2 protein-coding genes are annotated in these 2,611 nt (G+C 27.5%); both read right to left on the bottom strand.

Annotation, left to right across the window (positions count from 1 at the left end):
* Positions 1 to 109: 109 nt before the first annotated feature.
* The gene (locus Q0138_RS06925; protein ID WP_297982514.1) at positions 110 to 1,270 is read right to left on the bottom strand and encodes a pyridoxal phosphate-dependent aminotransferase; all 1,161 of its coding nucleotides are present in this window, start codon (positions 1,268 to 1,270) and stop codon (positions 110 to 112) included.
* A 440-nt stretch (positions 1,271 to 1,710) separates the two neighbouring features.
* Positions 1,711 to 2,406 (bottom strand): DNA repair and recombination protein RadB, encoded by a 696-nt coding sequence (gene radB / locus Q0138_RS06920; RefSeq protein ID WP_297982511.1) that lies wholly within the window; start codon positions 2,404 to 2,406, stop codon positions 1,711 to 1,713.
* Positions 2,407 to 2,611 lie beyond the last annotated feature (205 nt).

Below are 2,611 nucleotides of genomic sequence, written 5' to 3'. Positions count from 1 at the left end.
ATTAAAATAGTAAATAAAAATTAAATTAAATTAAAATAAATTAAAATAAATTAAAATAAATTAAAATAAATTAAAATAAATAAAAAATAGTAAAAATAAATAAAAATATTTATTTAGTTCTTAAGGCTTCAACAGCCAATTTAAACTCACGAGCAAAGACTTTTACCTTTTCAGGTGAAATGGAATAACTTACTCTCAAATAATTGTTTCCAAATCTTGTACTAGTATATGAACCTTGTCTAGTAAAGACCTTTCTATCAATCAAATATTGAGACATGTCTTCAGGATCTATTCCCGCTCCTGACAAGTCAATGGCCATCATATTTGCACTGGATGGATATACAGGTAAAAATACACCTTCACACTCATCAACTGCTTCCTTAATGATTTTTTGGTTTTCAAAAGTAGTTTTATTAACTCTTTCAATCCATTCATCCTTGGTTTTCAATGCAGCCATTGCTCCAGCTTGAGCAACCATACTGGTTCCTACATCATTAATGATAATGCTTTTAACGACATCAATAACCTCTTGGGATGAAACAATAGCACCAAGTCTAAGACCGGCCATTCCAAAGATTTTTGAGAAACTGTAAGTTGTAATTGTATTATCCGGAGCGTATTTTGCAGCGAGAGTATGCTCCTGTGCAAAGTCCCTATAGGTTACATCATGCAATAGGAACAGATTGTTTTCAATAGCTATTTCAGCGAATTCCTTGATTTCATCTTCAGTATAGGAACTTCCCAATGGATTTAATGGGTCAATCAAAAGAATGACCTTGGTATTCTCATCCATATTCTCACGAACAAGCTTAGGAGTTAATTTATACTGATTTTCCTCACTGTAAATAGGAATATCCCTAACTTCACTTGCAAATCTACTTGCAAAATTATCAATAATAAGATAACCAGGATCTGGAGTGATTACATTATCTCCTTTAGACAATACAGCATTCATGGCTAGGTATAAAGATTCTGTTGCACCTGCATTAATGTAAATGCTTAAATCTTCCAATTCCAAGTCTTTTAAAATTAAAGACTGTAGTTCTGTAAATCCTTCTGGAGGTGGGTACTTGTTATATTCATCACTTTCAATACATTCAATCATTGCATCATGTACCTTTTGATTGTGACCAATATGTAACTCATTTGTATTTTGACCCATCCAAATCATTTCTTTATCTTCAAAAACAGATTCAAAAAATTTATTAGCAGATTCATAACCTTCTGGAATAATTTTTGCTGCTTTTGCATATTTCTTCTTTTGGATCATCTTATCACAAATCCGTATATTTTTAAAAATATTACATTTTAATTTAAGTAAAAGTTAGTTTTAATATGTTAGAATTAGTAAATGTTAAATAAACATACAACATTATAATATGTGTTCTTATTAACATATAAAATTATTTATAAAATTAGGGAATAATTGAGAAATTCAGAATAAAAATAATAAAAAACCTAAGACAATAATAAAAAAAGGAAATTAAATTACTCAAATCATTATAAAAATAATTTAAAAAATAATTAAAAAAATATTTAAAAAAATAGAAAATAAAATTATTTAAAAAAAATAGAAATAAAAATAATTAAAAAAGTTGTAAAAACTTTAAAATCAAAAAGGAATTTTAGAATAATTTTAAAAATAATTTAAAGAATAAATAAAGAATAAATAAAGAAATAAAGTATAAATAAAGAATAAATTTAATAAAACTATTCTATTCCATTATTAGTAATCAAGAAATGAACTGCCAAGCCTTCTCTTCTTGATTTATGCCTTTTTAAAAGAGCAATTCTTTGATTGGAATCACTTTCTCTTTTAAGTTCAATAACAACTTTACTCCAGTATTGTAAAATGGTTCCGCCAACTGGAGACATTTCATCACTTTTTTCATCAAATGAAGCATAAATCTGATTTGTTACCAAAACCGCCAAATCATAGGTTCTGGCCAAATGAGAAAGCTTGCCCATTTGTTTTCCCAAATTATTTGATCTTGCCTTATCCTCCTCAACACGGAATAATGCAACTGCAGAATCCAAAACAATCAATTCCACTTCCTGGGATTTTGAACTTAACCATGATTCAATCAATGACAAGTCCTCTTCCTGTTCATGAAATGATGTAGGTTCAAAAACAACAATGTTTTTAGCTATCTGTTCAAAATCATCTCCAGCCAACTGTTTAATTCTGTCAATGGATATTCCGCCTTCAGTATCAACATAAATAACCTTTTTACCAGACTTTGCAACATTTATGGCAACATTTAATGAGATATTTGTTTTTCCAGAACCTGGAGGGCCATAAATTTGAGTTATGGTTCTTTTGTCAATACCTCCGTCCAATAATTCATCTAAAGGAGAATTAGTGAGCAATTTATCCTGATCTTCCATATTTGACAATATTTGCATCATATCACCTAAATTTACTTTTTAAATCATTAGTTTATCTTAATTTTATAATTATTTTATTAATTATCATTAATTATTTTATCATAAGTTTATACTTATTTTATATTATTAAATTTTATTTTATTTTATTTTATTCTTATTTTAGCATAAGTTTATACTTGATTTATTATTATTTAATTATAGATCGGAAGAGCACACGTCTGAA

This window comes from uncultured Methanobrevibacter sp., from assembly GCF_937906425.1.
GTDB lineage: Archaea > Methanobacteriota > Methanobacteria > Methanobacteriales > Methanobacteriaceae > Methanobrevibacter.
This window is presented reverse-complemented; position numbering and strand designations above follow the sequence as displayed.